Annotated in this window: 29 protein-coding genes; 11 read left to right on the forward strand and 18 right to left on the reverse strand. The window is 68.9% G+C overall.

The genetic code is table 11. From position 1 onward, the window contains the following. Positions 1-29: 29 nt before the first annotated feature. Complete coding sequence (locus tag IFU19_RS07150) at positions 30-1,511, forward strand: MDR family MFS transporter (RefSeq protein ID WP_192013306.1); 1,482 nt, start codon at positions 30-32, stop codon at positions 1,509-1,511. 456 nt (positions 1,512-1,967) lie between these two features. Then, entirely contained in the window at positions 1,968-2,516 is a 549-nt protein-coding gene (locus tag IFU19_RS07155) for a type 1 glutamine amidotransferase domain-containing protein (protein WP_192013307.1), read from the forward strand. A 167-nt stretch (positions 2,517-2,683) separates the two neighbouring features. Here IFU19_RS07155 and IFU19_RS07160 read toward each other — a convergent pair whose 3' ends face one another. Further along, positions 2,684-3,529: a DNA-formamidopyrimidine glycosylase family protein gene (locus IFU19_RS07160; protein ID WP_192013308.1), complete on the reverse strand. Its 846-nt coding sequence runs from the start codon at positions 3,527-3,529 to the stop codon at positions 2,684-2,686. Positions 3,530-3,536: 7 nt separating this feature from the next. Then, positions 3,537-4,940, reverse strand: a complete 1,404-nt coding sequence (locus IFU19_RS07165; protein ID WP_192013309.1) for a flotillin family protein — start codon at positions 4,938-4,940, stop codon at positions 3,537-3,539. A 173-nt stretch (positions 4,941-5,113) separates the two neighbouring features. Here IFU19_RS07165 and IFU19_RS07170 point away from each other — a divergent pair, with 173 nt between their 5' ends. Beyond that, positions 5,114-5,521 (forward strand): hypothetical protein, encoded by a 408-nt coding sequence (locus tag IFU19_RS07170; protein WP_055836143.1) that lies wholly within the window; start codon positions 5,114-5,116, stop codon positions 5,519-5,521. Positions 5,522-5,573: 52 nt separating this feature from the next. On the opposite strand, the gene IFU19_RS07175 is transcribed toward IFU19_RS07170, so the two are convergent. Together IFU19_RS07175 and IFU19_RS07180 are read right to left on the reverse strand one after the other, a co-directional pair. Then, positions 5,574-6,542 carry an aldose 1-epimerase family protein gene (locus IFU19_RS07175; protein WP_192013310.1) on the reverse strand — a complete coding sequence of 323 codons (969 nt, stop codon included), beginning with the start codon at positions 6,540-6,542 and terminating at the stop codon, positions 5,574-5,576. Between the two features lie 94 nt (positions 6,543-6,636). Further along, positions 6,637-6,807, reverse strand: a complete 171-nt coding sequence (locus IFU19_RS07180; RefSeq protein ID WP_055836137.1) for a CsbD family protein — start codon at positions 6,805-6,807, stop codon at positions 6,637-6,639. A 170-nt stretch (positions 6,808-6,977) separates the two neighbouring features. On the opposite strand from IFU19_RS07180, the gene IFU19_RS07185 reads away from it, so the two are divergent. The 4 genes from IFU19_RS07185 to IFU19_RS07200 all read left to right on the forward strand — a co-directional run bounded on the left by IFU19_RS07185 (position 6,978) and on the right by IFU19_RS07200 (position 9,699). Next, positions 6,978-8,303, forward strand: coding sequence for a D-alanyl-D-alanine carboxypeptidase (locus tag IFU19_RS07185; protein ID WP_342343385.1), 1,326 nt, complete (start codon positions 6,978-6,980; stop codon positions 8,301-8,303). A gap of 40 nt (positions 8,304-8,343) precedes the next feature. Beyond that, the gene (locus tag IFU19_RS07190; protein ID WP_192013311.1) at positions 8,344-9,156 is read left to right on the forward strand and encodes a hypothetical protein; all 813 of its coding nucleotides are present in this window, start codon (positions 8,344-8,346) and stop codon (positions 9,154-9,156) included. Between the two features lie 32 nt (positions 9,157-9,188). Continuing rightward, positions 9,189-9,437: a type II toxin-antitoxin system Phd/YefM family antitoxin gene (locus IFU19_RS07195; protein WP_192013312.1), complete on the forward strand. Its 249-nt coding sequence runs from the start codon at positions 9,189-9,191 to the stop codon at positions 9,435-9,437. Positions 9,438-9,519: 82 nt separating this feature from the next. Continuing rightward, positions 9,520-9,699, forward strand: coding sequence for a Txe/YoeB family addiction module toxin (locus IFU19_RS07200; RefSeq protein ID WP_441004770.1), 180 nt, complete (start codon positions 9,520-9,522; stop codon positions 9,697-9,699). Between the two features lie 84 nt (positions 9,700-9,783). Here the strand turns inward: IFU19_RS07200 and IFU19_RS07205 are convergent, their stop codons facing one another. The 6 genes from IFU19_RS07205 to IFU19_RS07230 form a co-directional block, all read right to left on the reverse strand. Beyond that, entirely contained in the window at positions 9,784-10,320 is a 537-nt protein-coding gene (locus IFU19_RS07205) for a hypothetical protein (RefSeq protein WP_055939571.1), read from the reverse strand. Continuing rightward, positions 10,317-10,766 (reverse strand): hypothetical protein, encoded by a 450-nt coding sequence (locus IFU19_RS07210; protein WP_191914846.1) that lies wholly within the window; start codon positions 10,764-10,766, stop codon positions 10,317-10,319. The genes IFU19_RS07205 and IFU19_RS07210 overlap by 4 nt, the downstream gene beginning before the upstream one ends. A gap of 1 nt (position 10,767) precedes the next feature. Then, positions 10,768-11,862: a hypothetical protein gene (locus tag IFU19_RS07215; RefSeq protein WP_192013313.1), complete on the reverse strand. Its 1,095-nt coding sequence runs from the start codon at positions 11,860-11,862 to the stop codon at positions 10,768-10,770. A gap of 365 nt (positions 11,863-12,227) precedes the next feature. Next, positions 12,228-13,058, reverse strand: a complete 831-nt coding sequence (locus IFU19_RS07220; RefSeq protein WP_192013314.1) for a trypsin-like serine peptidase — start codon at positions 13,056-13,058, stop codon at positions 12,228-12,230. Between the two features lie 104 nt (positions 13,059-13,162). Next, complete coding sequence (gene ychF / locus IFU19_RS07225) at positions 13,163-14,236, reverse strand: redox-regulated ATPase YchF (protein ID WP_055939562.1); 1,074 nt, start codon at positions 14,234-14,236, stop codon at positions 13,163-13,165. Between the two features lie 119 nt (positions 14,237-14,355). Next, on the reverse strand, positions 14,356-15,105 hold the full coding sequence (locus IFU19_RS07230) for a class I SAM-dependent methyltransferase (RefSeq protein ID WP_192013315.1): 750 nt from the start codon (positions 15,103-15,105) through the stop codon (positions 14,356-14,358). Positions 15,106-15,229: 124 nt separating this feature from the next. Here IFU19_RS07230 and IFU19_RS07235 point away from each other — a divergent pair, with 124 nt between their 5' ends. Further along, the gene (locus tag IFU19_RS07235) at positions 15,230-15,823 is read left to right on the forward strand and encodes a 3'-5' exonuclease (protein WP_055836117.1); all 594 of its coding nucleotides are present in this window, start codon (positions 15,230-15,232) and stop codon (positions 15,821-15,823) included. A gap of 52 nt (positions 15,824-15,875) precedes the next feature. Next, positions 15,876-17,234 (forward strand): DNA recombination protein RmuC, encoded by a 1,359-nt coding sequence (locus IFU19_RS07240; RefSeq protein WP_192013316.1) that lies wholly within the window; start codon positions 15,876-15,878, stop codon positions 17,232-17,234. Positions 17,235-17,253: 19 nt separating this feature from the next. Here IFU19_RS07240 and IFU19_RS07245 read toward each other — a convergent pair whose 3' ends face one another. Together IFU19_RS07245 and glpX are read right to left on the reverse strand one after the other, a co-directional pair. Further along, entirely contained in the window at positions 17,254-17,466 is a 213-nt protein-coding gene (locus IFU19_RS07245) for a hypothetical protein (RefSeq protein ID WP_055836109.1), read from the reverse strand. 212 nt (positions 17,467-17,678) lie between these two features. After that, positions 17,679-18,668 (reverse strand): class II fructose-bisphosphatase, encoded by a 990-nt coding sequence (gene glpX / locus IFU19_RS07250; protein ID WP_055836106.1) that lies wholly within the window; start codon positions 18,666-18,668, stop codon positions 17,679-17,681. A 177-nt stretch (positions 18,669-18,845) separates the two neighbouring features. On the opposite strand from glpX, the gene fbaA reads away from it, so the two are divergent. Then, complete coding sequence (gene fbaA, locus IFU19_RS07255) at positions 18,846-19,874, forward strand: class II fructose-bisphosphate aldolase (protein ID WP_055939551.1); 1,029 nt, start codon at positions 18,846-18,848, stop codon at positions 19,872-19,874. Positions 19,875-20,320: 446 nt separating this feature from the next. Here the strand turns inward: fbaA and IFU19_RS07260 are convergent, their stop codons facing one another. The 6 genes from IFU19_RS07260 to IFU19_RS07285 form a co-directional block, all read right to left on the reverse strand. Further along, a complete protein-coding gene (locus tag IFU19_RS07260) occupies positions 20,321-21,481 on the reverse strand; it encodes a hypothetical protein (RefSeq protein WP_192013317.1) in 1,161 nt (386 codons plus the stop codon). Between the two features lie 303 nt (positions 21,482-21,784). Next, a complete protein-coding gene (locus IFU19_RS07265) occupies positions 21,785-22,330 on the reverse strand; it encodes an MOSC domain-containing protein (protein ID WP_192013318.1) in 546 nt (181 codons plus the stop codon). Positions 22,331-22,388: 58 nt separating this feature from the next. Then, on the reverse strand, positions 22,389-23,093 hold the full coding sequence (locus IFU19_RS07270; protein WP_055836097.1) for a zf-HC2 domain-containing protein: 705 nt from the start codon (positions 23,091-23,093) through the stop codon (positions 22,389-22,391). Continuing rightward, on the reverse strand, positions 23,090-23,596 hold the full coding sequence (locus IFU19_RS07275; RefSeq protein WP_192013319.1) for a sigma-70 family RNA polymerase sigma factor: 507 nt from the start codon (positions 23,594-23,596) through the stop codon (positions 23,090-23,092). The genes IFU19_RS07270 and IFU19_RS07275 overlap by 4 nt, the downstream gene beginning before the upstream one ends. Positions 23,597-23,648: 52 nt before the next feature. Further along, the gene (locus IFU19_RS07280) at positions 23,649-24,263 is read right to left on the reverse strand and encodes a DUF6264 family protein (protein WP_055939544.1); all 615 of its coding nucleotides are present in this window, start codon (positions 24,261-24,263) and stop codon (positions 23,649-23,651) included. Further along, complete coding sequence (locus IFU19_RS07285) at positions 24,260-25,321, reverse strand: 4-hydroxy-3-methylbut-2-enyl diphosphate reductase (protein ID WP_181015947.1); 1,062 nt, start codon at positions 25,319-25,321, stop codon at positions 24,260-24,262. The genes IFU19_RS07280 and IFU19_RS07285 overlap by 4 nt, the downstream gene beginning before the upstream one ends. Before the next feature lie 66 nt (positions 25,322-25,387). Here IFU19_RS07285 and xseA point away from each other — a divergent pair, with 66 nt between their 5' ends. Further along, entirely contained in the window at positions 25,388-26,713 is a 1,326-nt protein-coding gene (gene xseA, locus IFU19_RS07290) for an exodeoxyribonuclease VII large subunit (RefSeq protein ID WP_192013320.1), read from the forward strand.

Genomic DNA, 26,713 nt, shown 5'->3' on the forward strand with positions numbered 1-26,713 from the left:
GAAGCCCCCCGCACGAAAAGGACCTCGTCATGGCTGCCACCGGCACCCCCGTCGCTTCCCCGCCCGCCACCACCTCGGGCGTTACCACCGAGCAGAGCCGCGTCATCTGGCTGCTGCTCACCGCCGCGTTCGTCGCGATCCTCAACGAGACGACGATGAACGTCGCGATCCCGTTCCTCATCCGCGACCTGGGCATCACGGCCGTCGCCGCGCAGTGGCTGACCACCGCGTTCATGCTGACGATGGCCGTCGTCATCCCGATCACGGGCTTCCTGCTGCAGCGCTTCACCACGCGTCAGGTCTTCATCGCGGCGATGTCGCTGTTCTCGACCGGCACGCTCGTGGCCTTCCTCGCCCCCGGGTTCGAGGTCCTCGTGGTCGCCCGCGTCATCCAGGCCTCGGGGACCGCCATCATGATGCCGCTGCTGATGACCACGATCATGACGATCGTGCCGCCGCAGCAGCGCGGACGCATGATGGGGCGCGTCAGCATCGTCATGGCGCTCGCCCCCGCGATCGGTCCGACCATGTCGGGGCTCGTGCTGCAGTCGCTCGGGTGGCACTGGATCTTCGGCATCGTGCTGCCCATCGCCCTGGTCGCCCTCTTCGTGGGCGCCCGCTGGATCCACAACCTCGGCGAGACCCGCAACGCCCCCATCGACATCCCGTCGGTGGTGCTCTCGGCGCTCGGCTTCGGCGGCCTCGTGTTCGGCCTCAGCCAGATCGGCGGCGGCCACGGTTCCGACCCGGATGCCGCGTCGACCTCGCTCGTGACCCTCATCGCCTCGCTCGCGGTGGGTGTGATCGGACTGGGCCTCTTCGTCTGGCGTCAGACACGGCTCCAGCGCAGCGACAGCGCCCTGCTCGACCTGCGCGTGTTCCGCTCCCGCAACTTCACCCTCTCGGTGGCGCAGCTCGGGGTGATGTCGATGGCGTTCTTCGGCGCGATCACCCTGCTGCCCCTGTACCTGCAGACGGTGCTCGAGAAGACGCCCCTCGAGACGGGCCTGGCCGTGCTGCCCGGCTCTCTCGCGATGGGCCTCGCGGGTCCCGTGATCGGACGCATCTACGACCGCTTCGGCACGCAGGTGCTGCTCGTGCCGGGCGCCGTGATCACCAGCGGCTCGCTGTGGTTCTACACCACCGTCGGCACCGACACCCCGTTCGCGCTGCTCATCGCGGTGCAGACCGTGATGATGATCGGTCTCGCGCTGTCGTTCACGCCGCTGTTCACGGCATCCCTCGGTTCGCTCGAGCCCCGGTTCTACTCGTACGGCTCCGCCGTCGTGGGAACCGTGCAGCAGGTCGCCGGTGCCGCCGGTATCGCGCTGCTGGTCACGCTGATGTCGTCGGTCTCGGCCGCGGCGGGCGGGGGCCTCGAGGCCGGAGCTGCGGGGACGCGGGCCGCGTTCCTCGTCGCCGCGATCATCTCGGTGCCCCTGATCGTGGGAGCGTTCCTCATTCGCAAGCCCGCCGATCAGCCCGAGGGCGCGGCGCCGATCGCGCACTGAGGGGCGCAACGCTGATCGCGCCCGGCGGTGATGACGCGCGGGAAAGCGCAACGATGACAGCGCCGGAACGCACGTCCCGGGGCGCAGGTCAGATCACGGGGCGCCGGACGACATGACCACGACGGGCCGGGCGCGCCGGGGGTACAGGCTCAGAGCGAGCAGGAACCGCCGCCGCAGCACTGCGACGCCGCGGGGCGAGACTCGTCCTTCTCTTCGACGGGAGCGTTCAGAAGCGTGATCAGCGGCTTCGATGCAGAAGTCGTCTCAGACGTGGTGTCAGCGGACATGCGCTCCATGCTACGCCCGCGCAGGACTCCGGCGGGCCGCCGACGGAACCGGGCGATCGACGCACGTCACCGCTAACGCCGGGGCGCGGCATCCGCAACCCCCGCCCCCGTCCGCGCGGCGGTTTCTAGCGTGGAAGGCGTTCCTAATCGAGAAAGAGAGAGTCGCACCATGACCGATCTCACCGGCAAGCGCATCGCCTTCCTGCTCACCGACGGATTCGAAGACAGCGAGCTCACGAGCCCGTGGGAGGCCGTCACCTCCGCGGGCGCCGAAGCCGTGCTCGTCTCGCCCGCCGACGGCAGCATCACCGGCGAGAAGGGGCACCAGCAGCCCGTCGACCTCGTCGTGGGCTCGGCCTCGGCCGCCGACTTCGATGCTCTCGTGCTGCCCGGCGGCGTGCAGAACGCCGACGACATCCGCATCGTCCAGGATGCCGTGTCCTTCACGCGCGATTTCTTCGACCAGCACAAGCCGGTCGCCGTCATCTGCCACGGGGGCTGGATCCTCACCGAGGCCGACGTGCTGAAGGGTCGCACCCTCACCAGCTACCCGACCTTGAAGACCGACCTGCGAAACGCCGGAGCCACATGGGTCGACGAGGAAGTGCACGTCGACCAGGGGCTCGTCTCGAGCCGCAACCCCGACGACCTGCCCGCGTTCAACGCCAAGCTCGTCGAAGAGGTCGCCGAGGGGAAGCACTCCGGCCAGACGGCCTGAGCGTCTTCGTCGGCAACGGCCCCGGGCTTCGGCTCGGGGCCGTCGTCGTTTCGGCCGAGCGGGCGTTGGTGGGGCGATCGCTCGACTGGTTTGCCGCGAGTCGCGCCCCTAGGCACGCCTCGGTCCCGCGACCGCCCGACACGACCCCGCACGCGACGAGCGGCGGATCAGCCCGGCAGCACCTGGCACGACGGGCAGTACTGCCCGCCGCCCTTCGTGCCAGGGATGTCCTCGATCACACCGCCGCAGTCGGGGCAGGGCTCGCCCGTGCGCCCGTGCACCGCCATCGCCGCCACCTTGGCGGCCTTCTGCTGGGCGATGGGGACGCCCCGCCGCGCCAGCACGGCGGCGGTCAGCGTGTCGTGCAGCGCCGCGTGCAACCGCGAGACGTCGTCACTCGAGAGGCTCGACGCGTGCGCCACGGGCGACAGCCGGGCGGCGAAGAGGATCTCGTCGGAATAGGCGTTGCCGATGCCGGCGAGCGACTCCTGCTCCTGCAGCAGCGCCTTGAGTTGTTTGCGCCGTCCGCCGAGAGCGTGCGCCAGCGCCTCGCGTGAGAACGCGGGGTCGACGGCATCGGGTCCCAGCTTCGCGACCGCCGGAACCTCGTTCGCCGCATCGACGACGTGCAACTGCACCGAGAGCCAGTCCCCCGCGTCGGTGATGCCCAGGATGCCGTCGTCGAGCACGAGTCGCGCGATCACCGCCGCCGGTGCGACGGCATCCACCGAACCGGAGCCGGGCTCGGGGTCGGACTCCGCGCCCGCGTCCGCCCACGTCGCCCACCCGGCCCGACCGAAGCCCACGCCGAGGTGTACGCCGTCGAGGTCGAGGTCGAGGTGCTTGCCGTGCCGGGTCACCCCGGTCACGGTGCGCCCCACGAGCTCGTCGAGCGGTCGCGGCCGTGTCTTGAGCGCGCGCCCCTCGACGAGTTCGACGTCGCGCACCACGTGCCCACCGAGACGCTCACGCAGGAAAAGCGTGAGCGCCTCGACTTCGGGGGCTTCGGGCATGGAACGCTCAGGCCCCGGGCTCGGGGGCCGTGGGCGTGGTCGCCGGGGCGGGAGCCGCCGCAGCGGTGGCCGGGTGCTGCGCGGTCGCGAACGCGTCGGCCAGCGCACGGCCCTGGATGATCTGCGTCAGGTCGATGCCGGTCGCCGCCCGCACGGCCTCGAACGACGAGCGCAGGCCCGTCGCCGATTCCGCGGCGAGGTGTCCGCTGGCCCCCTCTCCGCCGAGCACCGTTATGGAGCCGACGCGATCGAAGCCCTTGGCGAACTCGGTCATCATGGGCACGAGCGCCTCGAGGGCACGCTGCGCGAGCAGAGCCTCCTGGTTGTGCGCCAGAGCCTCGGCCTCGGCGCGGATCGCCTCGGCGCGGGCCTCACCGGCCAGGCGCACCGACTGCGCGTCGGCCTCGGCGCGCACCCGCACGGCCGCAGCCTCTTGCTCGGCGATCTGCGCGCGAGCCTGGGCGGCCTTGATCTGCGCGTACGAGTCGGCGTCGGCGTTCTTCTGACGCTGGTACAGGTCGGCGTCGGCGACGCGGTTGACCTCGGACTCCAGGCGCGCCTCGGTATTCTGCGCCTCCTGCTCGAGCACGGCCTGGCGGCGTTCGGCGCGCGCGAGGGCCTCGGCCTGCTCGGCCTCGGCGTTGGCACGGCCGACCTCGGCCTTGGCCGCGGCGCTGTTCTTGTCGAGCGCGGTCTGCTCGATCAGGTTGGCCTCGTCGGTGGCGATCTGGCGCGCACGGATCTCGCGCACGGCGTTGATGCGGGCGACCTCGGCCTCGCGCTTGACGCGCTCGACCTCGGTGGCACCGAGCGCCGAGATGTAGCCGTTCAGGTCGGTGATGCCCTGGATCTGGAACGAGTCGAGGATGAGCCCCTGCGACGAGAGGTCCTGCTTGATGCCTTCGGCGATCTGGTCCGACAGCCGCTGGCGGTCCCGCATGAGCTCTTCGACGGTCAGGGTCGCGACCACTCCGCGCAGCGCACCCTCGAGCTGCTCGGTGGTGAACTGCTCGATCGCCTTGTCCTGCGAGGCGAAGCGCTCGGCCGCACGACGCACGGATTCGGGGTCGGAGCCGATCTTCACCAGCGCGACACCGCTGACGTTCACGGTAACGCCCGTCGACGACTGCGCCGTGGGCTCCATCTTGATCTGGCGGGCACGGAGCGAGATCATCTCGCCGCGCTGGGTGAGCGGGTTGACGATCGCGCCACCGCCGGTGATGACGGTGATGCGCGACGAGTTGCCGTCAGAGCTCTTCTGGCGCTTACCGACGATGACCAGGGCTTCGTCGGCCTTGGCGACGCGGTACCAGCCGCGGATGATGAGCGAGAGGACCAGGAGGACGACGACCGCCACCACCACGACGATGGCGACGATGACTCCGACGGCTCCCAATGCGGCGAGTTCCATGCTTCTCCTTCGACAGGCGCCGAAAGACCGACGCGGGGGAATTGTCTCCAACCTATCCGGGGGGCCGCAGGCGGTGTCCACCCCTTCTGCGCACGAATCCCGTCGCCGGTCGGGTGGGGAGGAGCGTACCGTTGAGGGTGAGGCGGCCCGAACCGCCGAAAGAAGGGTCCCCCATGAAGATCGTTTCGTCGCAGGACTGGCGGGATGCCATCCGCTTCGACGCCCCTGTCCTCGTCGCCGACGTCGTCCCCGGCGACGCCACCCGCTGCGTCGCCTGTGGAACCGACGGCCGCCTGTACGAGCGCACCGAGCTGTGGGCCGTCAAGCACCGCCACCCCAAGCACCACGACGGATTCGTCCGCTTCTACTGCGAGGAGCACACGCCGGCCGCTGCTCCCCCGCCCCCGGCGCCCGTCGAGCTGAAGCGCACCCGCGCGGCCGCTCCTCGTGCCGAACGCCGCACGCCCAGCTCCAAGCCCACGCCGATCACCGACCGGCCCGTGCGCACGATGTGCCCCGACTGCTTCGTCGAGGTGTCGGTCGGCGGCGACTGCGGAATGTGCGGAGCCCAGGTCGTCTGACGCTCGCAGAAAACGAACCGCCCCGCCGCTTCCGCGACGGGGCGGTCGTGCGTCAGAGCGCCGAGATCGTCCAGCTCGCCTCGTGCGACGCTCCCGGGGCGAGGGCGACCACCCCGGTGTCGAAGTCGTAGGCGTCGTCGTTGAACGCGTCGGGCGCGCAGGTCATGGGCTCCACTGCGAGTCCCGCGCGGTGCCCGGGCGTTCCGGGGCCGGCGGGCAGGTCGGCGGTGTGGATCTGCACCCAGGCGCACGCGGCGTCCCAGCTCATGGCCACTCCCGTGCCCGACGGATCGGTGAGGGTCACCGTCGCCCGTGAACCGGCATCCCGCACCAGGTCGGTGTAGGCGTGGTCGATCTCGACCGCGCCGAGCACGCGGGGCGCGCGGAAGTCGAAGCGTTCGGCATCGACGGTGACGGATGCCAGCGCCACGGGTGCGAGTCGGTCCGGCGTCACCTCGAGCACGGTGTCGGCCGGCAGTCCCAGGGTCCAGGCGTCCAGCGGCGCGGAGCCGGCGACGAGGTAGGGGTGGGGACCGGTCCCCCACGGCGCCGGGGTGTCGGCGAGGTTCGTGGCACGCACGGTCTGGGTCAGGCCGTCGGCGCCGAGGCGGTAGGTGGTCGAGACGACGAGCCACCACGGGTACCCGGCCTGCGCCGGCACGGCCGCCGTCAGCGTGACGGCGTCGGCAGTGGCATCCGAGACGTTCCAGCTGACCCACGACAACAGGCCGTGCAGGGCGTGACCGCGATCGGGTTCGGTGAGGGCGAGCTGGTGCTCGGCTCCTCCGAAGCGATGAATTCCGTCGACGATCCGGTTCGGCCACGGGGCGAGAGTCGTCCCGCGATAGGCGGGACGCAACTCGTCGGCGTCGAACGGCACGACGAGATCGCGCCCCTCGTGGGTGAGGGAGCGCAGCGAGGCGCCGACGCTGGCGATCGCGGCCTCATAGCCGTGGGCGCGCAGGACGACGGGGGTGCCCGAGACGACGGTGGGGGTCTCGGTGGGAGCGGCATCGGTCATCCCGCCATTATCCCGGCCCACCGCGTCGGCTCGCGCACCGCGGAACGACGAATGCCCCGATCCGCGCGGGACCGGGGCATTCGGGGAGGACGACTTACTTGAAGGCGTCCTTGACGTTTTCGCCGGCCTTCTTGACGTTGGCCTTGCTCTGATCGGCCTGACCCTCGGCTTCGAGGCGCTCGTTGTCGGTCGCCTTACCGAAAGCTTCCTTGGCCTTGCCGGTGATGTCCTCTGCGGCGTTCTTGATCTTGTCGTCGAGTCCCATGTCGGCTCCTCCCGTTAGGTATGCGGGTAATTCCCGTTGCCATCACGGTAGATCGCCGTCCTTTCGGGCTCGGGGGGCTTGAAATTCGTCGCGACCTGAGCAAGCCGACCGGGTTAGGTTCGAAGCGTGCGCCCTGACCCTCGCCTCATCCCGTCGATCCAGGTTGCGCCGTGAGCGCGTCGTCCGGCCCGGGAACGCTCGACGACCTCGTCGGCCTTCTCGACGAGTCGCCCGGCGCGCAGCGCGGGAGTGGACGGGGCGGTCGCATCGCCCTGGTCACCTTCCTCGTCGTGGTTCTGATGGTGCTCGCCGGCGGCGGCGGATACGTGTGGTGGGCGTCCTCCGCCGCCCTTCCCGCACCGACCGTCACCTCGGAGGCATCGGCCGTCGCGCCCGGCGCGCCCGCGACGATCGCCCTCCCCGCCGAGGGGGCCATGCTCGTGAGCGTGGCGGGCGGAGAGGACTACCTCGGGCCCGATGCCGCCGGCGCCTTCGCCTCGTCGGGCGGCAACGATCCGCGGCCCCTCGCGAGCGTGACGAAGCTCATCACGGCGATGGTCGTGCTCGATGCGCACCCGCTCGACGGGCCGAATGACCCCGGACCGACCATCTCGTTCACCGAGGCCGACACCGATCTCTACGACCAGTTCTACGTGCAGGGCGTCACGATCGCCCGTATGCCCGATGGCACGTCGATGTCGCAGCGCGACGCGATGGCGACGATGCTGCTGCCGTCCGCGAGCAACTACGCCGTCGCCCTGGCCCGCTGGGGCTTCGGCTCGGAGGGCGCTTTCGTGCAGGCGGCCCGGTCGTGGCTGAGCGCGAAAGGGCTGAACGACACCCGGATCGTGGATGCCACGGGCGTCGACGAACGCAACAGCAGCACGCCCGGTGACCTCGTCGCCCTGGGCCGCCTCGCCGCCGCCGATCCGGTGATCGCGACCCTCACCGCCACCCGCTCGATCAGCGTCGTCGGTCCGGGAACGGTCACGAACACCAACGACCTGCTCGGAACGCTCGGCGTCAACGGGCTGAAGACCGGCAACCTCGGCGACGGCCTGTTCAACCTGCTGTTCACGTCGACCCTCGACGTGGGCGTCAGTGGACCGTTGAAGATCACGGGAGTGCGCATGGGCGGGGCCACGCACGACAGCACCGACGCCGACGTGCGCGCGCTGCTGCAGAGCATCGAAGACGGGTTCCACGATGTCTCCGTCGGCCGGTTGGGCGATGAGGTCGGCACGATCACCACGCCGTGGGGGTCCACGGCCACCATCGTGCTCGCGAAGAACGCCGCATTGCGCACCTGGTCGGACACCCCCGTCGCCGCCTCGCTCGTCACCGTCGCTCCGCGCAGCTACGCCGACGGCGAGGTCGTCGGCACCGTCACCTGGACCGCCGGCCCGAACACGGCGAGCGCCGACGTGAAGATCTCCGGCACCATCGAGGAGCCCACGCTCTGGTGGCGGCTGACCCACCCGGGCGACCTGGGCTGAGGGGCCGGGGCTTCCGGCATCCGGGGTAAGAATCCGGATCGTGCACCCGCGCGGTGTGAAGGGCCGGCAGATGACCCATGCGGCGTCGAGCCGCATTCGACAGGGCGCCGACCTGTCGAGGGAGGCCGATCGACCACTTCCGCTCGTGCGAACGGATGAAGTCGCACGGCGCGATGACCAATATGCACACCATCGGGGTCGTGCCCGGACCTTGCATCGATACGTTCGTCGCGTGAACGTCTTTGACATCGAATGGGGCACGTTGGCCGACTGGGTTGCGGCGATCGCTTCCGCTCTCGGCGCCGGGCTCAGCATCTTCGCACTGCGGCACGCGCTCGCGGCGAACAGAACCGCCGAACAGACCCGCCTCGACGCGAAGAACGCCTCTGAGGCGTCGGAGAATCGCGAACGCACGCGCGACGAGATCGACCGCAACAAGGAGCGGCGAGCGCTGGCCGGCAGTGTGGCCGCTTGGTGGGCAGCCGATCGCGAGGAGACTCGACGTCGGTACGTGGTGGTCGTCTCCAACCAGAGCCCGACCTCGGCGGTGTTCCACGACGTCGACGTTCAGGTCACCAGCCGAGGAGGCGCGAGCCACACCATCCACATGAACATCCTCCCGCCGGGGAAGTTCTTCGTGCAGCAGGGTCTCGACAACGGTCGCCCCCAGTGGACGCGCATTCCCCTTCCCGTCCGCGTCGACGATGTCCTCGATCCGTTCACCGTGGCCGGCGACCGGTCCGTCGTACAGCTCGAGTACACGGACGGGCTGGGCGTCCGTTGGCGCTGGGCTCCCGGGTCGGGGCTGTGCGAGGTGGCGCCGTCGACCAGCCTCCCGGTGATCCCTGCCTGACTTCTGGACCCCGGACGACTTTGGAGGGAGCCATGGCGATCACCACGAGCGAGGTTCGACGCGATCTGTTCGGTCTGATCGAGCGCGTCAACCTGGACCACTGCGAAATCGAGATCACCTCGAAGCGGGGCTCCGCGGTACTCATGTCGAAAGACGAGTACGACTCCCTTCTCGAGACGAGCTACGTCCTCCGCTCCCCCGATAAGGCTCGCCGTCTGTTCGACGCCCTCGCCAGCGCACGCTCGGGCGACGTCGAGGAGCACGACCCGATCGAGCCGTGACCGCCCGCACGTTCGCCTGGACTGGGAGGGCTGGGAGGACCAACTCTCCTGGCCGTGCCAAGACCGCACGACGCTTCGCCGCATCGACCAGCTCATCGACGACATCCCGAGCGACAACCCGTTCGAGGGCATCGGCAAGCCCGAAGTGCTGAAGCACGCTCTTGCCGGCGCCTGGTCACGTCGTATCGACGGGGCCAACCGACTCGTGTACATCGTGAGCGACACGCGCGTGACGATTCTTCAGACCCACTACCACTACTGATGGGGTCCAGCCGTTGGCTCTTGGATTGCTAGCTGCGTCGAGCCTGGCGGCCCCGACGAACCCCGAGCACAGGGCGGCGCGTGTCTAGGCAGTATGCGGCCCTCTGAGCGCGTCCTCGATGACACGGGCATCGACATCGAGGGAGTCGGCCGCGATCGAACGGCGACGTCGCTTGCCTCCGTCGTGAAGGGTGAACTCGACGCGCGCCTTCTGTAGACCGGACGCACGGAACACCTCGACGCTCGTCCCCTCTCGCGGCCACTCCTCCGCACGAAGGCGAGGCGCCAGCGCCGACGGCCGCTCGATGGCCGGAAACAACACGGAGGTGGGGGTGATCGTGACGGCGACCTCGGGCAGGCGCGGACGCCGCCGCAGCTGCCGTGCTCCCAGCACGATCAGCACGAGGGGAACGACGAGGAGCGCACCCACGACGAGGAAGAAGGAGACGTCGACGCCGGCACGCGCCGCGGCGATGAACGGCACCAGCACCAGTACTCCGAGCAACGTCCCGAGGATCAGCATCAGGGTGCCCTGCGTGCGCACGAGCTTGCGGAGGGTCTGCTCGACGGCCGTTCTGTCGGCCTCGTCGTACCGCACGACCACGGTCGCGTCGGAGGTCATCGATCCTCCTCAGCGGATGCGTCGCTCCCACCGTCTGAGTCGTGCACGTAGGTCCAGCCGTTGAGCTCCTCCTCGCGAATGGAGTCCGCCGCGAGGGTCGCCCGACGCATGACATCGGCGGCGTCGGACGCCGCCTGCTCCTCCGACACGGGTGCCGCTTGTTGCCGCGCCCTGTCCACAGCGTCGTCGAGTGCCCGGCGTTGCTGCTCATCGAGCGCCGGCGGCTCCGCGAGAACCTGCATCTGAGACCCGAAAGCCTCGCGCCACTGTGGGTCCGCCAGCAAGGTACGCAGCGGTCGCTTTCCGCTCGCGACGAGGCGCAAGCGGCTGGCGTAAGCCTCGTCGTCCGTCGTGGCGGCGAGTTCCAAGAGCCTCGTCTTCAGGTTCAGGGCGAAGTCGTCACCCGTGGTGCGCAACAGCGCAGCGGACACGTCGGGTCGGTCCATGTCAGGCCTCCGGGATCGAAACGAACTCGATGGTGGTGGTTGCGGAGCCGATGACCGCTCCGGCCGCGATGGCCGTCGACGTCGCGGTCATCATCACGCCCCAGGCCGAAGAGAACGCCTGCACCGCAGCGATGACCGCTGTGACGATGGCGGCGGGCGCCATTCCCCCGAGGGTGAAGAGCGCGGCGACCGCCTCAGCGACCGAAGACACTCCCATCGCCGCGGCGATGATCGCATCGACGAGCGCGTCGAGCGCCGAGAGCATGGCCTGACATGCCCCGTAGGCGGCCCACGCGGCGTTGGTGTACTTCGTCTCGAGGTCGCTGTACACATCGGGCTGGGCCGCGAACGCAGCCACGAGCTCGGCGAAGTACTCGCCCGCCTGGTCCGCACCTTCCCCGCTCGTCCAGGAGGCGAAAACCCCCACGGCGAGGTTGTGAACAGTCCCGGCGAGTTCGTCGAAGAACTCCCCTACGTGACCGAAGGCGCTGCCCGCGAGTGCAACCTTGTCCCAATCACCGCTGAGCTTCTGCGCGAGGAACTCGAAGACATCCTGGCCGCCAGTCCATCCCGGCTGAACCAGCTGAATAGCGCCATTGATGAGCTTACGAGTCAAGAAGGACAGCGAAAGATAGTCGGGCCAGGTGAGGATGCCCCACACGACCTGAAATGCCGGGTCGGCCAAGGACGATTCGGGTGCCACGAGAGCGCCGACGGGAGAGTCGAACGCGAGGCTCTGACGAGCCGTGTCCGCGTCGATCGGCGTCGTCACCGCCGTCGGGTCGAGGTCTCCGAACAGATCGCGGACAGTGACCTGAGCGTCGTACTCGTTCTCGTCGAAGCGCTGAGCGACGTCGTTCAACGCGCCCTGAGTGGCGGCCATCAGCGATTTCGAGCGCAGCAGCCCCGACTCGACACTCGCGGCAAATGAGCTGTGCTCGGCGAGGAGCCAGTTCATCAATTCGCCGGCCACCCACGACTGCGACTTGTCGATATGGGAGTCGAAGTACTCCAGCGCGCGATTGACGTCGGACGCGAGCTCTCCAGATGCCTCGGCGCCCCCTCGAACGACAGACGTGTCGACCTCGATGGTCATGTGTCCCCCCCTGGGTCGTCGACAGCCTACACAGACGGGTCCACGCGACCCGTGCGACGGTCACAGCAGCTTCGCTGACCATCACAAAAACGACGGCGCACGCTCCATACGCGGCCCACATCCACGCTGACAGCGAGCAGATCACGGCTCCTGCAGAATCGCGTCCGTCGGCCGCTACGCGGCACGTCCGGTTCGGTATTGCGGGAGTTGTGCACCACCCCGACGCGAGGCCACGCTCGGGGTCTCCTCAGTTGTTGAAGCGGAACTCCACCAGGTCCCGTTGCAGACGACCTCTTGGTTGCGCATGCCCGAAGTTGCCCACGACGGGCGCGCATAGACGCCCCACCCCGGTCGTCCTCTGCGGGTCATGGGGCGAGGACGCCCCCCGAAATGAGTTGGCTTGCTAGAGCATGAATCGAGCGAGCCTTGTACACAACGCCGAGATCAATCAGATCGTATACAAACGGGACGCCGCCGCTGGCGTTCGTTTGAAGGACCGGGACCTGCCGCTGGTGCACCGCCGCGACGACACCCAACAACAGAGGTGGTCGCGCCGGGCCTCCAATCGTGACGTTGCCATATTTATCCGGGGCAGATGGTCGGGGGACGAGAAACACAGGACTACCACTGGAGCCAGGGAAGACAGAGGCATCAATGAGAAACGTGGGCTTCCCCTCGTAATCCACGTCCATCGCAGTCGCGGCATGGCCTTGTCGCACGATAGGCAACAACGATGTGGAGTCATAGAGGCCATTCGGATAGCCGATGAATGTGACCGGCTCGATCGGCTCGAAATCCCGCAGAGCTTCGCTGGTTGCGCACATTGAGGTTGAAACAGACCGGAAAAACGCAGGCATCCCAGTCTCAGCTAGCTTGTCGAGCGCACCACCGACCCCGATCATCGCGATGTCAATCTCAGGGTCCGGATGACCCACGAATTGCTGCGACTTGGAAACCAGAACTCGCTCTTGTCCGAGCTCTGGGGAATCGCCAGCTGCCGCCAGGAAATGCATCCTCACCGTCGCGGCCCCGGCGACCACATGCTTATTGGTCACGACCAGCAGCGACGTTCCACCCTGGGGGTCATCTTCTGAAAGGAGGAAACCTGTTCCGCTTCCGGCTCGACCATCTTCGGTGAGCGTCGTGATCCTCACGGTGATGAACAATAATTGTTCCGTCAACGACTGAACTTCCATCGCTCCTCCACCCGGCGCCTCCCGACTAAAACACCTATGAGCAGATTATGCCGGAGATTATCTGACCGGACCGGACCTCGCGTATTCGAAGTCTGCTAAAGGCCTCAGTTGTTGAAGCGGAACTCCACCACGTCGCCGTCCTGCATCACATAATCCTTGCCCTCGAGACGCGCCTTGCCCTTCGCGCGGGCCTCGGCGACCGAGCCGAGCTCGACGAGGTCGGCGAACGAGATGACCTCGGCCTTGATGAAGCCCTTCTCGAAGTCGGTGTGGATGACACCCGCCGCCTGCGGCGCCTTCGCGCCCTGCGGGATCGTCCAGGCACGGGCCTCTTTCGGACCCGCGGTGAGGTAGGTCTGCAGGCCGAGGGTGTCGAAGCCGATACGCGCGAGCTGGTCGAGACCCGACTCGTCCTGACCGGTCGAGGCCAGCAGCTCCGCGGCGTCCTCGGGGTCGAGGTCGATCAGCTCGGACTCGATCTTGGCGTCGAGGAACACGGCCTTCGCCGGGGCGACCAGGGCGGCCAGCTCGTCCTTGCGCGCCGGGTCGGTGAGCACGGCCTCGTCGACGTTGAAGACGAAGATGAAGGGCTTCGCCGTCAGCAGTCCCAGTTCGCGGATGGGGCTGAGGTCGATCTTGGATGCCGAGAGCAGCACCCCGCGCTGAAGCGCGTCTTCGGCCGCCTTGGCCGCGTCGAGCACCGAGGGGTCGAGCTTCTTGCCCTTGACCTCTTTCTCGTAGCGCGTGATGGCCTTCTCGAGGGTCTGGAGGTCGGCGAGCGCGAGCTCGGCGTTGATGGTCTCCATGTCACCGGCGGGGTTCACCTCACCGTCGACGTGGACCACGTCGTCGTCGGCGAATCCGCGGACGACCTGGGCGATGGCATCCGCTTCCCGGATGTTCGCGAGGAACTGGTTGCCGAGCCCCTCGCCCTCGCTCGCGCCGCGCACGATGCCGGCGATGTCGACGAACGACACCGCGGCGGGCACGAGGCGCTCGCTGCCGAAGACGTCGGCGAGCTGCTGCAGTCGCACATCGGGAAGGTTGACGACCCCGACGTTGGGCTCGATGGTCGCGAACGGGTAGTTCGCGGCGAGCACCGAGTTCTTGGTCAGAGCGTTGAAGAGGGTCGACTTTCCGACGTTGGGAAGGCCGACGATTCCGATGGTAAGAGCCACGGGAGTCCAGATTACCCGTCCGCGACGGATCGCACGGCGCCGCACTGCGCCACGCGGGCGCGCGCCGCCCGTCTCAAGGCCGTCTCCTCACGACCGGCGCTTGCGCCGTGCACGAGCGATCAGGGCCGCCGCGCGCGGAACGCGTGGGTGACGTACGGCAGCGCGACTGAGCCGCCGGCGGCGAGTTCGGGAACGGATGCCACCACCTCGTCGACCGCGGCGTCGATACGCGCGCGCTTCTCGGGGTCGGCGGTGATGATGTCGCTGCGCGAGAGAACGAGGTCGCGCAGCCGCGCAAGGGTGATCGTGCGCTCCCAGCGCCACTCGTGATGCTCGAGCTCGCCGAACGGCACGGCCACTCGGGGTCCGGTCGTCGCGAGCAGGACCTCGGCGTTCGACCCGCCCATGGCGGAGGTCAACCGACGCACCCAGTCGACGCTCTCGTCGCGAATGTTCCAGACGAGGCCGAGCACTCCCCCGCGGCGCAGCACGCGGCCGATCTCGCGAGACCCTTCTTCGGGGTCGACCCAGTGCCAGGCCTGCCCCATGACCACGGCGTCGAGGGCCCCGTCGGGAAGAGGCAGGGCCTCGGCCGTCCCGGCGAACGTGGGCACCCCGCCGACGTTGTGCCGCAGGGTCGCGAGCATTTCGGCATCCGGATCGACCGCCACCACGTCGGCACCGTGCTCCACGATCGTCCGGGTGAGCTTGCCCGTTCCGGCGCCCACGTCGGCGACGCGCAGCGCACGACCCGGTTCGCGCGCGGGCTCGAGCATCCACGCCACGGCGTCGGACGGGTACTCGGGACGCCCGGATTCGTAGGCGGAGGCCGCCTGTCCGAACGACGTCGACTTCTCGCGATCGGTCATGCCCCGACCCTACGCCGACCCTCCGACACCACCGTGGGCGTCGTTGCGGCGTCGGTCCCGGCGACACGCGGGGTTCCCGGCGCGCCTCCCCCCGTGGAGGTCGACCGGCGGTGAAGGTGGTCCCGTGGCTTTGGATTTCACCGCGATCGACTTCGAGACGGCGAACTCCAGCGGCGCCTCCGCGTGCGCCGTGGGGCTCGCCCGGGTGCGCAACGGACGGGTCGTCGCGACCGCGGCGTGGCTGATCAAGCCCCCGAGCGGACACGACCACTTCGCGCCGATCAACGTGGGCATCCACGGCATCCAGGCCGCCGACGTCGCACACGCCGCCGACTGGAGCAGCCAGCTCGCCCGCCTCACCGCCTTCGCCGGGGCCGACGTGCTCGTGGCCCACAACGCCGGGTTCGACATGTCGGTGCTGCGCCGTGCCTGCGCCGCCACCGGCGACGAGTGCCCGCCGTACCGCTACTTGTGCAGCGTGCAGATGTCGCGCAAGACCTACACGCTCGACTCGTACCGTCTTCCGCTGGTGGCCGCCGAGGCGGGCTGCTCGCCGTTCGCGCACCACGACGCCCTGGCCGACGCGGTCGCGTGCGCCGAGATCACGATCGACTGCGCCCGCCGGGCGGGGGCCGACGACGTGCAGGCCCTGGCCTCGCACCTGGGCGTGCGCATCTCGCGCATCCCCGTCGAGTCCGCCGAACGCGCCGTCGCCTGACCTCCCGGCCCGTCTCTCGGGCGATGTCGGAGGTCTGCTGCATGCTGACCCCATGGATGCCATCGCCCTCGTTCTCGTGATCCTCGCGCTCGCCCTCGGCGTAGCCGGCGGGTGGGTCGTCGCCTCGGCGCGCGCAGCGGCGCGGGGTGCGGTCGAGCAGCAGGCGCTCGGCGCCCGCGTGGCGGCGGCCGAGACCGCCCGCTCCGGTCTGCAGGCGCAGCTCGATCACCAGGTCGCGTTGTACCGCGAGCTCGTCGGACAGTCCCGCTCCGACCAGGCCGCGCGCGAAGAGCGGGAGCGGCGCGAGCAGACGGTGCTGCGGGCACTCGATCCCGTGCGCGAGACCCTCGACGCGATGCAGCGCAAGGTCGACGGCCTCGAGCGCGACCGCGTCGAGCAGTATTCCGCGCTCGGCGAGCAGCTGAGACTCTCGCGAGAGGCCGACGAAGCCTTGCGCGCGACCACCGAATCCTTGGCCTCTGCGATGCGCTCGGGAACGACCCGAGGCGTATGGGGCGAGACCCAGCTGCGGCGCGTGGTCGAGGCCGCGGGCCTCACGCGGTACGTCGACTTCGATCTGCAGGCGGCGGTGTCCAGCGACGCCGGCGCCGGTCGCCCCGACATGGTGGTGCGCCTCCCCGGGGGAAAGGCGCTGGCGGTCGACGCCAAGGTCCCCCTCGAGGCGTACCTGCAGGCCAGCGCCATCGCGGTCACCGCTCAGGGCGACGAGGGCACGCGCCGGGCGAGCCTGCTGTCGCGCCATGCCAAGGCGGTGCGGGCGCACGTCGATGCGCTCGCGAAGAAGACCTACTGGGCCGGTCTCGCCTCGAGCCCCGAATTCGTCATCTGCTTCCTTCCGAGCGAATCGCTGCTCGCCTCGGCCCTCGACGAAGACCCGGCGCTGCTCGACTACGCGTTCACGCGGCGCGTGGCGCTCGCGTCCCCCGTCAACCTGTGGGCGGTGCTCAAGACCGTCGCGTTCACATGGACGCAGCAAGACGTCTCCGACGAGGCACGCACTCTCTTCGCTCTCGGCACCGAGCTGTACGAGCGGGTCGGCGTTCTGGCCGGGCACGCCAACGACCTTCGTCGAGCGATCGAGAAGACCGTCGACAGTTACAACAGGTTCGCGGGCTCGCTCGAGTCACGCGTTCTGGTGACGGCCCGCAAGTTCCCGGGTATCGACGAGACCAAGCTCGACGCCGTCGCCGCACCCGCCGCGCTCGACGCGACCCCGCGTCGGTGGACGGCGCCCGAGATGATCGAGCTCGACGACATCACGACGACGACCGACGGCACGGCCGATCCGCACGAAGCGGAGTCCCTCGGGTCACCGACCGGCGTCGTGGTTTCGGCCGATCTGGGGGGCGTGCGCGAACGCGCCGGATTGTCCGAGGATCGTCACGACTGAGACCCGCCGGGCCTCGGGCTCAGGAGCCGCCCGGAACCCAGCTGAGCAGGCTGATCACCGCAGCCGAGACGCCCACGAAGGCGCCGACCATCCACCAGGCGCTGATCTCGTGCCCCTCGTCGCGGCGAACGCGAAGCAGGACATCGGGGCGACGTGCGGGGTCCACCGCGCTGGCCACCACCGCGTGCGCACCTGTCTGAGGTGCGGTCGAATTCGTCGGAGCTGCTGCCATGGACGATCCCCCTTCGGGTCTCGGAAGTCACAGCGTCGCCGTTGACACTGCTGACGATTCTGCCAGACAGCCTCTCCGACACCGGTCACGCTTGCGTCACGACACGCCCGGCTGTAGGTGCGCATCCGCTGAGCGCGGCGTGCCGGGGCGGCCTGCACGGCCCGTCGGGGTGAGACTGCACGCCCCGAAGCCGCGGCTCCTCCCCTAAGGGGTCAGAGCCACTTCGACGTGAGGTGCTCCGACGTGATGCGACGCAGAGTTCCCGACGCGCCGCGCAGCACGACACTCTCGGTGTAGAGGAAGTCCCCCTCGCGGCGGACGCCCGCGACGAGCTGACCATCGGTCACGCCGGTGGCGACGAAGATCGTGTTCTTGCCCTTCACCAGACCATCGGCCTCGTAGACCTCGCCGTCGACCTGCAGTCCGGCATCGCGGCCCTTCTGCTTCTCGTCGTCGTTGCCCGGGGTCAGAATGCCCTGGATGTGACCGCCGAGCGCCTTGATCGCGCACGCCGTCACGATGCCCTCGGGGCTGCCGCCGATGCCGACGCACATGTCGGTGCGGGCGTTGTGGCGGGCCGCGTTGATGCCGCCGGCGACGTCGCCGTCGCTCATCAGGCGGGTACCGGCTCCGGCTTCGCGGATGTCGGCGATGAGCTTCTCGTGGCGGGGGCGGTTCAGCACCGACACGACGATCTCGTCGACGGGCTTGCCGAGCGCCTTGGCCAGCAGACGGATGTTCTCGCCGATCGGCAGGCGGATGTCGACGACACCGACGCCCGCGGGACCGGTGACGAGCTTGTCCATGTAGAACACGGTCGAGGCGTCGAGCATCGTGCCGTGATCCGAGACCGCGATGACCGACAGGGCGTTCTGGCGACCGGCGGCGGTCAGCGAGGTGCCGTCGATCGGGTCCACGGCCACGTCGCAGCGGGGGCCGCGGCCGCTGCCGACGCGCTCCCCGTTGTAGAGCATGGGGGCGTTGTCCTTCTCGCCCTCACCGATGACGATCGTGCCGTCGAAGTCGACGGTGCTGAAGAAGGCGCGCATCGCGTCGACCGCGGCGCCGTCGGCGGCCTCTTTGTCGCCGCGACCGATGAAGGGAACGGCGCGGATGGATGCCGCTTCCGTCGCCCTCACCAACTCGAGAGCCAGGTTTCGGTCGGGATGCAACGGGCTCATGTCGGCAGTCAGGCTCACCATGTGGCCACTGTATCCACCGGGAGCGCGACAATCCCGGGATTTGACCGACGCCACGGCGAAGGAATCGCTCTTCTTAACGAATGGGCAGAAGTGCACCGTTCCTACCGAGGTCGCACCGTCACGATCCGGCGCCTTCGCTAGGCTGACGGTGTCCCGACAACATCAAGGAGCACCTCCATGCCCGTCGCTTCCCCTGAGCAGTACGCCGACATGCTCGACCGCGCCAAGGCCGGCAGCTTCGCGTACCCCGCGATCAACGTCTCGAGCTCGCAGACCATCAACTCGGTGCTCCAGGGCCTGACCGAGGCCGGCTCCGACGGCATCATCCAGGTCACCACCGGTGGTGCCGACTACTTCGCCGGCCACACGGTCAAGGCCCGCGCCACCGGCGCCCTCGCCTTCGCCCGCTACGTCACCGAGGTGGCGAAGAACTACCCCATCACGGTGGCCCTGCACACCGACCACTGCCCGAAGGACGCCCTTCCCGGCTTCGTCCTGCCGCTGCTCGAAGCCTCCGAAGAAGAGGTCAAGGCCGGTCGCAACCCCATCTTCCAGTCGCACATGTGGGACGGCTCGGCCGTTCCCCTCGATGAGAACATCGACATCGCGGCCGAGCTCCTCCCCCGCATGAAGGCCATCAACGCCATCCTCGAGATCGAGGTCGGCGTCGTCGGCGGCGAAGAAGACGGCGTGCAGCACGAGGGCTCGAACGACGCGCTCTACACCACCGTGGCCGACGTCACGAAGGCCGTCGAGCGTCTCGGCCTCGGCGAGAACGGTCGGTACATCTCGGCCCTCACCTTCGGCAACGTGCACGGCGTGTACAAGCCCGGTGGCGTCAAGCTCCGTCCCGAGCTGCTCGGCGAGATCCAGGAGGGCATCGCCGCCAAGTTCGGCACCGGCCCCAAGCCCCTCGACCTCGTCTTCCACGGCGGCAGCGGCTCGACCGATGAAGAGATCGCCCTCGCGGTGGCCAACGGCGTCGTGAAGATGAACATCGACACCGACACCCAGTACGCCTTCACGCGCTCGATCGCGGGCTACATGTTCTCGAACTACGAGGGCGTGCTCAAGCTCGACGGCGAGGTCGGAAACAAGAAGCAGTACGACCCCCGCGCCTGGGGCAAGGTCGCCGAGTCGGCCATGGCCGTCCGCGTGGTCGAGGCCACGAAGCAGCTCGGCTCGTACGGCCAGTCGAAGAGCTGACCCACCCGCATCACCGCGAACGCCCCGGCCTCGGCCGGGGCGTTCGTCGTTTCCGGATGCCACGGCCCGAACCTGACCCGCAACGCGCGCCCGCCGTGCAGGACGGCGGCTCGGCCCGGCGACATGCCGATCTCACGCCGCGGCGAACGGCGTGTCGTCGAAACGCCCCGCCGTTGTGCGCGCACCCCGCCTCGGGCGACCGGATGCCGAGACCCGGCGTCTCAGCTCCGGTACACCTCGAGCACCGTCGGCGCACCCTCGGGCGAGGACACGACCTCGATGGCATCCCCCGCCCGCACCTCCCCCGCGCGTGGCCGTTCGCGCGGTCGGGGCCACGAAGCAGCTCGGCTCGTACGGCCAGTCGAAGAGCTGACCCCGATCACACAATTATCGAACGCCCCGGCCGGAGCCGGGGCGTTCGTCGCTTCCCGATGAACGTCGGTCACTCAGCCAGTCAGTACCCGCCAGCTAAGATTGCTTCCAAGGAAAGCATTCAGACCAGCGGTCCATACGACAGCGCTGCACTTACGAGACGGAGTGGACGGGTTTCCTGTGCAATCATTTGCACCGTCCTGGATTGCACTGATGATGCCTGTCGCGTATGGCTTGTTGTCGACCACCCGAAGCACCGGCCCACCACTGTCTCCATTTCCGGCTGCAGGCTGATTAAAGATTTGAACTGATCGATATGAATTCGCATACGTGTGGTTAGTGCCCGAGGAATCTGCAGCATTCAGCGAAACCGGTCCGTCTGTGATGGTGTTACTGCATACAGTTCCAGATTGCGATCCGTTCATGCAAACAGACTGTCCCACAAGCGGCACGCTATATCCTTTCATCCACACCGCCGAGTTGGATGTGGGTGAACCAACGAAGTTCGCACCGTAGAAGAGCACGTCTCCCGTAAGCATCCGGATGTCCGCCCCACCGGCCGAGGTGGCCTGGCCGGTGCCATAGTAGGGACTATCGGTGTACTTTCCAGATTTCCATTCCGTCCCCGCAGTACCGCAGTGATCTGCGGTCAACATTGCGGTCCTACTCGTCGGGACACCGTCCTGAACGACGGAAAATCCGGATGAACAGGTGCTGAGATACCCCCCATTTCGAGTAGATATGAGCGCGCCACCAATGAATGGTTGAGTGTGGTACTGACGGTCAGCGAGAAGAGCAGAACGGCTTTCGTAAGATATGTCCACCGGGAACGCGTCCCCGACGATCGAGGCAATTCGAGCGCGAACAGCTTTCTCGTCGACCGCTCCCGACTCGGAGAGCAGAGCGACTCGCAACCCAGAACCGTCAATCTTGGCCCCGGCCCACGAGACGTTAACGCCGTTGATTCTTTGCGCCCGAGCCACCTGGTCCGCTGCTGATCTCAGCCGTTCGGCTGAGAAACGATCCTCCACGATTTGCCATTTCGTTTCGGCGAGAATGGTCGCGACCGTGCCAACATCGACGGGCTCTCCGCTCGGGACATGCAGAAGAAGGACGCCCCGGCGGGAGTCCCATTCGTATGCCTGAATGGGGCGCAAGAGTTCCGAGCGCTCGAGAAGCGCAAGCCCCTCAGTTGCGGCGCGCGGCATGTCGTCGCCATCGGCACCGGAGAGCATCCCATCACTTCTGAAATCGGGAGCCGACGCTGCATCGATTCCTCCTGCTATAGATACGGGAAATGCACCCGTCAGAGCTACCCCCGTTAGAAGGGATCCGAGAAGCACGACGAGCCAGCGCATTGGTCGAAACATTGATCCTCCAGTTGGCTACCTTGGGCAGCGGAGATGACCGGCGGTCTCGTGAATCGTGGGCCTCGACACCACCCCGCCGTCTTATGCGGCAAACGTATGCGCACGCTTCGGCGATCTGCAGCGGAGAACCTGAATCCCACCCTGCTGGACCGGCGTTATCACCACTGCTCAGCTCCGGTACACCTCCAGCACCGTCGGCGCGCCCTCGGGCGAGGACACGATCTCGATGGCATCCCCCGCCCGCACCTCCCCCGCGCGTCGCACCCGCAGGTACGCGCCGAGGCGCCCCTCGTCGGAGAACCGCTTCACCCACCCGCGCGCCGCCGCGCCTCCGACCCAGCGCGCGAACGTCGCGCAGGGGGTGCGGGGCATCGTCACCTCGACCTCGACGGTGTCGCCGATGCGCCACACCTCGCCGATACGGGCGCCGTTGACGTCGAGCCCCTCGACGCGCAGGTTCTCGCCGAACCAGCCGGCGGGCAGCTCACGGTCGAGTTGCCCCTCCCAGAACTCGGCGTCGTCCTGCGCGTAGGCGTACACCGCCTTGTCGGGGCCGCCGTGGTGCTTGCGGCTCGCCTGCACGTCGGCGCGGACGCCGAGCTTGCCGACGCGCACCGCCCCGTCGAGCGGGCGCTTGTCGATCGCGGTGACGCCGATCGACCCGGCATCCGGGTGCAGGCTGTGAACGGCGCAGACGGCGACGAGACGGGGCATGCGACGATGCTACGGCCGTCCCGATCGCCGCGCCGACCCGCCGAGGTGGCGCCGCGCGTCAGGGCGTCGCGAAGTCGCGCCGCATGATCACGCGGTCGCCCTCGACGGTGCGGATCTCGACCGAGCCGATGCTCGAGGCCGCCAGATCGGTGCCCGCACTCAACTCGGTCGTCGCCCCGGGGCCGGCCCGCCAGGTCGACAGCACGCTCGTCGCACCTGTCTCATCGGTGATCGCGAGCGCGTAGGGCCAGCCACCCGGAGGCGCGTCGAGGACCTGCCCGGTGTACTCGCACACCAGGTCGATGCGGGTGCCCCACGGCACCGACGTGAGCTTGACCGAGGCTTCGATGGGCGCCCCCGCGACGTCGTCGAGGGCGTAGACCGCGCCCGACGACGAGCTGACGGCGTTCGTCACCGCGATTCCCGCCGGCACGGCGACCGCGATGAGGGCGATCGACGCCGCGAGCGTCCAGGCCGTGGCCCGCCGCGCGCGTCGACGCCGCGCCGCCTCGACCACCCGGCCCCGCAGCGACGGGTCCGGCGCCGCGATCGGCACCGGTCCTGTCGTCGCACCGACCGCGCGGGCGCGATCGGCGGACACGCGTGAGAGCAGTCCGGCGGTGGGCGCGAGGTCGGCGACTGCGGCACGGCACTCGGCGCAATCGGACAGGTGCGCTTCGAACTCGGCTCGGTCGGGAGCGTTCAACGCCCCGAGCACGTAGGCGCCGTCCCACATCGACAGACGTTCATGATCGACGCTCATCGGGTCACCCCTCTTTCCTGCAGCGCGAGCCTCAGCGCTCGCACCGCGTAATGCAGTCGCGACTTCACCGTTCCGGCCGGGATGCCGAGTTCTTCGGCCGCCTGCGCGACGCTACGACCCCCGTAATAGGCGCTCACGATGACCGCACGGTGGTCGGGGGTGAGGGTGGCGAGCGCCTCCTCGACGAGGAGCGCATCGAACATGGCATCCGTGTCGTCGTCGCGCACCGTCTCGGGCAGTTCGTCGACCGGCAGCTCGTGCCGGCGCCGCGCGCTGCGCGCTTCGTCGATCACGATGTTGCGCGCCACGGTGTACATCCACGAACGAAGGGTCGCGGGCTCGTCGTTCATCACGCGCGGCGTCCGCCACGCGCGCAGCAGCGTCTCTTGCACGACGTCGTCCGCGCCGGCGTGATCGCCGGTGAGGCTGACCACGTACCGCCACACGGGCACGGCGTGAGCGTCGTACAACGCCGTCAGCTGCGCGTGTTCATCTCGCACCACGCCGGTCCCCTCTCTTCGTTCACGGGGAACACGGGATACCGGGCCGGACGGTTCAGTTCGGAACGCTGCCGATGATCGCCGTCATGAACTGCTGGTCACCGACCAGGGCCAGCGTCACGCAGAGGCCGGCCAGCAGCGCCGTCACGACGAAGCCCGCGAGCGGGATCCAGAACGCGACGCGCCCGCGCCGCAGGCGGCGCCAGGTGAGCACCGCGGTGAGCAGCCAGCCGATGCCGTAGACGAAGGCGGCCGCCGCGCCCCAGAGGTATCCGGCCGACAGGTTGGTGTAGCTCGCGTCTACTCCGAGGATCTTGGCGGCGGTCTCGGCGTACGTGGGGAAATCGAGCAGCTGCACGATCGTCGACACCGTCGACACCAGTCCGTACGCGAGCAGACCGCCCGTGAGGATGCGGTCCCAGAGCGGCCCGCGCAGGCCCACGCGCCCGGCGCCGGCCGGCGGGGTCGCCTTCTCGGCCACCGGCGCGACGGGTTCGGGCTGCGGTGCGACCCCGGCCTCGAGCGCCTCGGTCACCTCGGGACGCTGGATGCGCGCGCGCTGTTCCTCCGGCGTCGCGTACTCGCCGTACTGCGGGCGGGGGCGCGCGTCGACGTCGCTCGCGCGCGCATCATCGCCCGGGGCGGTCGACCGTTCTGCGCCGTCGCTCACGCGCTGCTCCGGCCGCCGAGCGCGCGGCTGTCGCGCTTGCCGCTGGCATCCTGTCGCAGTTCCTTGGGGAGCGAGAAGATCAAGTCCTCCTCGGCGGTGCGCACCTCTTCGACATCGCGGTAGCCGGCGCGGGCGAGCTCTTCGAGCACCTCGCTCACGAGCACCTCGGGCACCGAGGCACCGCTGGTGACGCCGACGGTCTCGACACCGTCGAGCCACTCCTGCTTCACCTCGTCGATGTAGTCGACGCGATAGGCGGCCTTGGCGCCGTACTCGAGGGCGACCTCGACCAGACGCACGCTGTTCGAGGAGTTGGCCGACCCCACGACGATGACCAGATCGGCGCCGACGGCGACCTTCTTGATCGCGACCTGACGGTTCTGGGTGGCGTAGCAGATGTCGTCCGAGGGCGGGTCCTGCAGCTGCGGGAAGCGCTCGCGCAGGCGCCGCACGGTCTCCATCGTCTCGTCGACCGACAGCGTGGTCTGCGAGAGCCAGACGACCTTCGACGGGTCACGCACCTCGATGGCATCGGCGTGCTCGGGAGAGTTGACCACCGTCACGTGCTCGGGGGCCTCGCCCGCGGTACCCTCGACCTCTTCGTGGCCTTCATGGCCGATCAGCAGGATCTCGAAGTCGTCGCGCGCGAAGCGCACGGCCTCGCGGTGCACCTTGGTCACGAGGGGGCAGGTCGCATCGATCGCCTGCAGACCCCGATCGGATGCCGCCGACACGACGGCGGGCGACACCCCGTGCGCGCTGAAGACGACGTGCGACCCCGGGGGAACCTCGTCGACCTCTTCGACGAAGATCGCCCCCTTCTTCTCGAGCTCGGTGACCACGTGGATGTTGTGCACGATCTGCTTGCGCACGTACACGGGCGCGCCATAGCGCTCCAGGGCCTTCTCGACGGCGATGACCGCGCGGTCGACGCCCGCGCAATAACCGCGCGGCGCCGCCAGCAGCACCTTCTTCTTTCCCTGTACGGGGATATCCTGGAGCCGCCCGCGTCGACCCGGGATACGGGGAACGGGCAGTTGGACGACAGGTGTGCTCACCCCTCGATTCTATCGGGGCGCCCCTGGATGCCGGCCGAACCGGCCACCTCGACCCTTCCGGAGACCATGACCTCGTTCCAGCCCGAGACCATCGCGGGGCAGGCGCCGCCCGCCGACTCCGTGCACCCCCGCGAGTCGAGCACCGATGCGCCCACCTCGGTGTCGCGGCTGAACGACACCATCCGCGGCTTCATCGAACGATGGGGTTCGGTCTGGGTCGAGGGCGAGATCACCTCGTTCAACCGGCGCGGCGGCAACGTGTTCGGCCGTCTGAAGGACCTCGGCACCGAATCGACCGTGGCGTTCCGCATCTGGTCGAGCACGCTCAACCGCCTCCCCGCAGACCTCAAGGTGGGCGACCGCGTCGTCGCGTGCGTGAAGGCCGACTACTTCCCCCGCACGGGCGACTTCTCGTTCGCCGTGTCGGCGATGCGGCACGTGGGGCTCGGCGAACAGCTCGAGCGCCTCGAGCGCCTGCGCGTGCAGTTGCGGTCCGAGGGTCTGTTCGACCCGGTGCGCAAGAAGAAGCTCCCGTTCCTCCCCCACTGCATCGGGCTCATCACGGGTGAGAACTCGGATGCCGAGAAAGACGTGCACCGCAACGCCGAGCTGCGCTGGCCCCGAGTGAACTTCCGCACGAAATACGCCGCCGTGCAGGGCGAGCGCTGCGTGCCCGAGACGCTCGCCGCGCTCAAGGCGCTCGACGCCGACCCCGAGGTCGACGTCATCGTCATCGCCCGCGGCGGGGGCGATCCGCAGACGCTGCTGGGCTTCAGCGACGAACGACTCGTGCGGGCCGTGGCCTCGGCATCCACCCCGATCGTCAGCGCCATCGGGCACGAGAACGACCGCCCCCTGCTCGACGACGTCGCCGATGTGCGCGCATCGACCCCCACCGACGCCGCCAAGCGCGTCGTGCCCGACGTGGCCGAGCAGCGGGCGATCGTGGCGCAGCTGCGGGCCCGGCTCACCGGCCGACTGACCCAGCGCGTGCTGCACGACATCGCGCAGCTCGAGCAGATCCGCTCGCGCCCGGCGCTGCGCACTCCGCACTCCATGCTCACCTCCCGTGCGCAGGAGCTGTGGATGCTCTCGAATCGGGGCCGCGACATCGTCGACCGTCGGCTCGAGAGCGAACGTCGCCGCACGCGCGAGCTCAGCGCGGGCCTGCGCGCGCTCTCCCCGCTCGCCACCCTCGCCCGCGGATACGCGATCGTGCAGAGCGACGGCGGCTCCGTCGTGCGCGACGCCCGCGACGCCCCCGCCGGCGCCGCCCTGAAGATCACGGTCGAACAGGGCACGCTCGTCGCGCGATCCGAGGGCGCCCTGCCCGACGACCGACCGCTCGACGCCGAGGCACCGGGCGACGGCGTGACCGCGCGTCCCGCCTAG

The sequence above is a fragment of the Microbacterium sp. CFBP 8794 genome (assembly GCF_014841235.1).
Lineage (GTDB): Bacteria > Actinomycetota > Actinomycetes > Actinomycetales > Microbacteriaceae > Microbacterium.